Origin of the sequence: Streptococcus sp. 79 (assembly GCF_013277425.1) — a bacterium.
In the GTDB taxonomy this organism is placed as follows: domain Bacteria; phylum Bacillota; class Bacilli; order Lactobacillales; family Streptococcaceae; genus Streptococcus; species Streptococcus pseudopneumoniae.
Genome location: NZ_VMMW01000033.1, coordinates 1 through 5,160 on the forward strand (window position 1 = coordinate 1; position 5,160 = coordinate 5,160).

Annotated in this window: 6 protein-coding genes; all 6 read left to right on the top strand. The window is 43.8% G+C overall.

Annotated elements, in window-relative coordinates; all coding sequences use genetic code 11:
• Positions 1 to 3,405 (top strand): tail fiber domain-containing protein (locus HT729_RS06410; protein WP_240164421.1); only part of this gene is annotated, 3,405 nt, incomplete at its 5' end.
• Entirely contained in the window at positions 3,398 to 3,604 is a 207-nt protein-coding gene (locus HT729_RS06415; RefSeq protein WP_000368698.1) for a hypothetical protein, read from the top strand. The genes HT729_RS06410 and HT729_RS06415, both read left to right, overlap by 8 nt.
• Positions 3,601 to 4,134, top strand: coding sequence for a hypothetical protein (locus HT729_RS06420; RefSeq protein WP_001105679.1), 534 nt, complete (start codon positions 3,601 to 3,603; stop codon positions 4,132 to 4,134). The genes HT729_RS06415 and HT729_RS06420 overlap by 4 nt, the downstream gene beginning before the upstream one ends.
• A complete protein-coding gene (locus tag HT729_RS06425; RefSeq protein WP_000036642.1) occupies positions 4,127 to 4,279 on the top strand; it encodes a hypothetical protein in 153 nt (50 codons plus the stop codon). The genes HT729_RS06420 and HT729_RS06425 overlap by 8 nt, the downstream gene beginning before the upstream one ends.
• Before the next feature lie 10 nt (positions 4,280 to 4,289).
• Entirely contained in the window at positions 4,290 to 4,568 is a 279-nt protein-coding gene (locus HT729_RS06430) for a hypothetical protein (RefSeq protein ID WP_000134981.1), read from the top strand.
• 15 nt (positions 4,569 to 4,583) lie between these two features.
• Positions 4,584 to 5,060, top strand: a complete 477-nt coding sequence (locus HT729_RS06435; RefSeq protein WP_023937796.1) for a hypothetical protein — start codon at positions 4,584 to 4,586, stop codon at positions 5,058 to 5,060.
• Positions 5,061 to 5,160 lie beyond the last annotated feature (100 nt).

A 5,160-nucleotide genomic window follows, 5' to 3' on the forward strand; every position in this document is an offset into this window, starting at 1 on the left:
GACACTATCAATCAGCGTTTCAATAGCTTTCATGATGAACCTTTACGAGAATCAAGGCGCAAGGCTGAGGAAGCTTTGAAACAAGCTGGCGCAAGTAGCTCTCTTGCTCAGGAAGCCAAGCGGATTGGGCTGGATTCTGTTGCTAGACTTGAAGCGTTTAAGTCGCAGACTAGGAGTGCTCAGACGGCTTTGTCGGGTGATTTGAATCTTCTAAAGCAGACAGTTACCAATGATATAAGCTCCAAGCAAAGGCAACTTAAAACTGACATTTCCAAACAAGTTCAAGCTCTCGGTCAGATAAAGAATGACTTGGCTGGAGTCAGAAGCTCTCAGGCAAGATATGAAGAGACGACTAAAGGCAGGCTAACTGCACTGACGAACAGAATGGAAGGGAAAGCTAACAAATCAGAAGTCAGGCAAACAGCAGAGACTCTGACGAGTCAGATAGACCGTATACAAGAAGAGAGCTCTACTCGTATTTCAACAATGACCTCTCGTTTTAATCAGCGCGCTGATGCGCTTGATGCTGGAGTGAGGCGTTTGACTGAAGGTCTCAGAACCAAAGCGGATATCAGCTCCCTCAACGTGACTGCTGAGAATATTAGGCAGTCTGTGAAGAGTCTTGAGACAGACACGCAGAACAAACTAAATCAGAAGTTGAGTCAGGCTGAATTTGAGGTGCAGGCTGGCTCTATCCGTCAGGAAATCCTGAACGCAACCAAGGACAAGGCAGATAAGACATTGATTAGGGCTGAAGCAGGGAAATTACGAGAAGAATTTTCAAATATGCAAGTTGGTGGTCGGAACTATTATCGTGATTCCGAGAAAATTCAACAGTCTCGTTTTGGTTTTGCGTTTGATAATCTAGATCTCTATCTTTCAAAGTCCGATATTGGGACAACTTGGACTCTCTCGTTTGATTATAAACTCGATGAAGTTGATGGTTCTTTTCCTTTCCATATGTCGCATAGTGGGGCGAATGGCTTTGGTATAGAGGGACAAAAAAAGTTCACTGCGACTAGGGAGTGGCAGCGATTTAGGCTTACAGGTTCGGTATTTTTTAAAGAGGATGCGCCCTCTGAATCCAAGCTACAGATGACCCTATTCAATTCAGATTTAGGATACGGAGGACCTATTTTCATTCGTAGGATTAAACTTGAAAAAGGTACCCTAGCGACAGACTGGAGTCCAGCGCTTGAAGACACCAATGGTCTCATCACACAAGCTAAGGCTAGCTTTGAGCGAACAGCGCAGGAATTGCGAACGGATTTGTCGGCTGTTCAGGCCTATGTTGCTCAAGATGGTCAAAGACAGGAAAGCTTACAGCGCTATACTCGTGAGGAGAGCGCGAGACAAGCAAGAGCAGTTCGTGAGCAGATATCCAGAGATTATGTAGGGAAATCAAGCTATCAAGAAGACGTGGAGGGGATTCATCGGAGAATTGAAGGAGTTAAAACGAGTGCGAATAGAGAAATAACTAGCCAAATAGCTAGCTATCGTCAATCTGCCGACGGGACATTTAGGGATATTTCAAGCCAAATAACAACTTATAAGCAGGATATGACCAGGAACATTGCGAACCTATCCCATCAACTGGCAGGTAAGGTAGAGACTACTGACTTCCAGCGTGTTAAGGAAACCAGTGAACTTTACGAGCGGATTTTGGGCAATACTGAAAATGGAATTGCGGATAAGGTTGCTCGCATGGCTATGAGCAATCAACTGTTTCAGGTTGAGGTTGGGAAATATAGTGTAAGCGGCCCTAACCTCATTAAGAATAGTGATTTTAAAAATGATACGAATAAATGGGGCTCAACTCAAAATTTAGGAAGATTGGTTAAGCATAGCTTTTATCACAACGGGCAGAAAAACCTTATGCGTTTAAGCAATGCAACTAAAAACAAAAACTTTTTGTCTAGTCACCGTTTTAATCTTGAACGAAATACTGACTATGTACTGAATTTTAGAGGATTTAACAACAGTGCTCTAGCAAGCTATGATGTTTATATTTTGGGACGAAGAGCAGGCGAGAGCGATGGATTCACAATCTTTAAGAAAGTTGTTAGCAGCAAGAAACTATCTACCTCTAGATGCGAAGATGTCTCAGTAACTTTTAATTCCGGAGAAATGGATAATGCTTACATTCGTTTTGAGAACAATGGCTCATCATCAGGAACAGCTGATTTGTATATTACAGAAGTTGACTTGTACAAAGGTTATAAACCTAGAACATGGCAACCACATCCAGAAGATGCAGTCGCAGATGCGAATAAGAAGCTTGAAGCCACGCAAACAAAAATGACTCAACTAGCTGGCTCCTGGTTGGTTCAAAACATCAACAGTGCAGGTGATTTGATTTCGGGTATCAATCTAGGAGCCAATGGTCATAATCGTCTTTCTGGGAAATTAACCCATATAACAGGCGAGACCCTGATTGACAGAGCAGTCATCAAGTCTGCCATGGTTGATAAGTTGAAGACAGCTAATTTTGAATCAGGTTCAGTAACGACAGCTGTTTTAGCTGCCGAAGCGGTCACAGCTGATAAGGTAAAGTTTGATCATGCCTTTATTCGAAAACTTATTGCCAACGACGCCTTTATTGGAGAACTAACTTCTAAACGTATCTTTGCGACTAAGATTGAATCAGTTGTGAATCGCTCGACTTTCTTAGAAGCTTATCAGGGTCAAATAGGAGGGTTTACAATTGGTCGTTTTGCTCAAGGAAGAGGTCGCTGGATTTCTGGTGTCAACCAATTCTCGGTCGGCATGGGAAACGGCGAAGGCGGAAGCTACAATGGCGAAAATACCGCATTTTGGGCGAACTGGGGTTACAGTTGGAACAGTCCTGGCCCCAATGCTTGGTATGTGACAACGTTAGGAAACATGCATTGCCGAAACGGAGCAAATTTCCACGGTAGGGTTGACTTTTCGGATTCATCGAGAGCAAACTTCTATGGGAATACTACTTTTTCTCGTTCTCCTGTGTTTTTAAATGGTATCGAACTTGGAAGTAAAGACGTCTTTGGTGATGGTTGGAATCCCAAAGGCGGAAGGAATGCGGTTGTTTGGTGGAATCAGGTCGGTAGTGGTAGCGTGAAGTATTGGATGGAACAAAAATCAGACAGACGCTTAAAAGAGAACATCACAGATACAGCTGTGAAAGCCTTGGACAAAATCAACAGATTAAGAATGGTTGCATTTGATTTCATCGAAAGTAAGAAACATGAGGAGATTGGTCTAATAGCTCAAGAGGCTGAAACCATCGTTCCAAGAATTGTCTCACGAGATCCTGAGAATCCAGATGGCTATCTACATATAGACTATACCGCTTTAGTTCCTTACTTAATCAAGGCCATTCAAGAATTAAATCAAAAAATAGAAAAAATGGAGAACAGACATGGATAATCACACAATCGACAAGCTAGTCGCTGAGTCGCTCGTCGACCGTTTGGCTGATATCGAATTGAACTATGCGCATTTAAATGTACACCATAGGCTGGCTTTGGCTGAATTACAGGCCTTTAAGGCGGTGCTGGAATATGACCCAGCGCTTAAAGAACTTTTTGACGAAACGCAAGCGAAAATGAAAGGAAATAAGGAATGAATTACGAAGTAGCAATCAATCCCTACTTGAAAGGTGGGGAAAATGTAACAGTTGTCGCAATCAAGATGGAAAACAAGGGGCGCTATTCTTATGAGCAGTGCGAATTGCCAGGTGACCATACACAGGATAGTGAGGACGCCCTTATCCAAGCGGTTTTGGAATTGGTTCGCACCGAACTGGACCCAACAAGCGCCATTGTCAAGAACCAAGAACAACTGGCTAAGACGACGGAAGCGCTGGAGAGAGCCAACCAGCTCATGGATGGCATGCAGAAGGTCAATCTCCAGAATGCTCAGGATATTGAGGATATCTTAGCGCGATTGGAGGAGCTGGAAGCTCAAGGAGAGTCTGACCAGGAGGAGACCGACGAGGACACCCCTCAGGTTACGGACACAGAAAACCAAGCTGAAGAAGCACAACCAACCCCAGCGGTAGAAGATAAGAAAGAAAGCGAGAAAGAAGATGACATTTCTGAAACGACAAACCAAGAGAGCCCTAGTGAAGACAATGGAGGTAGCAGCAATGAGTAAGATTACACTAGATCAAGCAAAAATCGACATGTACATCAACCTACTGGAACGTGGAGCAGTTGACTTTTCATGGGTACATAAACGCTGGAAAGACCGTGTGCGCAAGGAATTGAAGCGACGTGGTTTGAGCCACTTGGCGAACTAGCGAGGTGTTTATGACAGAGATTGAGCACTTATTGATTCGGTTTCTCTTTTCTCTGATTCCTGTGGTTGTCTTGTACTTTTCCATGAAGGACAGGGCAACCAAACAGGAAAATCGCATGACAGCCATAGAAAAAGACATTGAGAACTTACGCGAATTTCGAATGTCGGCTAACAAAAGACTGGATAACCATGACGAACAAAACAAGGCTATTCTGGTGCTGGCTGAACAGGTCAAATCGCTAGGTGAAGATGTGAGAGAACTGAAAACCTTGATACAAAGTAAACAGTAAAGAAAGAGGTGCAGAATGGTCTGTAATCTCAATATGACCAATCTCGCACAGATTGACGGCGGTCACCTGATTAAGCAAGGGGACTTGGCTTCCACCTTTGGTTTTGCCCTCTTAGACGAAGACTACCAAGTCATCTCCTCTCTGGAAGGGGAGCAGGCGCTGATCAGTCTGACCAAGGAGGGCTACCAGTGGAAGAAGCAGGTAGCTGTTACCAGTCAAGGTGTGAGTTTTCATCTGGACGCTATCTTGCCCATTGGGAGTTATCGCTTGGAAATCACGGCTGGAGGCTATGTTTTCCCCAGTGATAAATCTGTCCATATCAAGATAGTCGCCTCAGATAAAGAATTGGTCACAGAGGAAGTCCATGCTTTAAAAGAGCTGGATATTGCAAAAGAAGTTGAGAAACAGCTTGCAGGTAGAACTGTAGGCGAGAGCCCAGTAGGTCAGGAATTGCCAGACCTGCTCTTTTATTACAATTTAGGAAAGGTGTAACACAAAATGGATACTACAAAATTAACAGCATTTGCGCAGGCAGTGGGGGAAGATAACAAAAAGGTAAACGAAGAGCTGAAAACGAAAGTCAGCACGTCTG

Bases quoted from the DNA above. Each gene is read 5' to 3' on its own strand.
- HT729_RS06415 (WP_000368698.1), top strand. From the start codon at position 3,398: ATGGATAATCACACAATCGACAAGCTAGTCGCTGAGTCGCTCGTCGAC.
- HT729_RS06420 (WP_001105679.1), top strand. From the start codon at position 3,601: ATGAATTACGAAGTAGCAATCAATCCCTACTTGAAAGGTGGGGAAAAT.
- HT729_RS06425 (WP_000036642.1), top strand. From the start codon at position 4,127: ATGAGTAAGATTACACTAGATCAAGCAAAAATCGACATGTACATCAAC.
- HT729_RS06430 (WP_000134981.1), top strand. From the start codon at position 4,290: ATGACAGAGATTGAGCACTTATTGATTCGGTTTCTCTTTTCTCTGATT.
- HT729_RS06435 (WP_023937796.1), top strand. From the start codon at position 4,584: ATGGTCTGTAATCTCAATATGACCAATCTCGCACAGATTGACGGCGGT.